Annotated in this window: 2 protein-coding genes; both read right to left on the bottom strand. The window is 43.0% G+C overall.

All coding sequences use genetic code 11. The annotated features are described in order from the left end of the window. Positions 1-413 (bottom strand): hypothetical protein (locus A3738_RS07330; RefSeq protein ID WP_197473673.1); only part of this gene is annotated, 413 nt, incomplete at its 3' end. Beyond that, the gene (locus tag A3738_RS07325) at positions 410-697 is read right to left on the bottom strand and encodes a hypothetical protein (RefSeq protein ID WP_068476927.1); all 288 of its coding nucleotides are present in this window, start codon (positions 695-697) and stop codon (positions 410-412) included. The genes A3738_RS07330 and A3738_RS07325, both read right to left, overlap by 4 nt. Positions 698-788: the final 91 nt, after the last annotated feature.

Raw genomic sequence — 788 nt, 5'->3', positions numbered from 1 at the left:
TCGCGAATTCGTCGACTCGCAGCTGACTCAAATAAACGTATGTTCTCTGTATTCAGCAGCCTCAAGGTTTGGGTAATTTTAACTTCGGTGTCCGAGGTGACATGCTCTAACCTTACCAACGTATGCTTGTAATCGAGCAGAAAAGTATTCAGCGTTTCAATAGATGAGAATTTTTGCTCTTTGCACTTACTAAATAAAGCACGTCTGCAGTAGGTGAGCCATTCGTATTGATAGCTTCCTGTTAAGCGCTCGGGGTATAGAGACAGCTCCTTCAAATCCCGCTCAAGATCAACCATTGGATCTTGATCATGCAGCAGCACACGCAAATTTAGTAGTTCGACAAGAGAGATAGAGTTAAAGTCGAACACCTTGTCGATCAGAGGCAATATCTCTGTGTCCTTTATCTCACTCATGCTTTCTGTTTACGCACCCAGTAGACATGTTTAATCAATGCACGATCTGCTTGCAGTGCTTCTAGCGAACTCAGTTGTTTTGCTAGCGTCATCTCGTCATACAGTGTATGAATAGCCTTATGACAAGCTCGGCATATGAAAATTCCGCTTTGTAATTGTTCCTTCAAGAAATGTTTACGATAGTGTTTTCTGCGATGTACTTTCTTCGGAATAAGGTGATGAAAAGTCAGTGGAACGACACGATCGCAGAGCATACAACCACCAGATCTATCTGAATTTTTCATCGATAAAATGCCCCTAAATTCGTTTTGCGATAGACACAGCCACTGCTGAACCCCGCGCTACCATAGCGAGCCAAATTTGACATAGGCGACT

Source organism: Oleiphilus sp. HI0066 (genome assembly GCF_001635725.1).
Note: the sequence above shows the minus strand (reverse complement) of the source record. Positions and strands in the feature narration are given on the sequence as shown.

What these genes read in the sequence shown, in the direction of transcription:
- A3738_RS07325 (WP_068476927.1), bottom strand. Translation starts at nt 697, where the DNA reads ATGAAAAATTCAGATAGATCTGGTGGTTGTATGCTCTGCGATCGTGTC.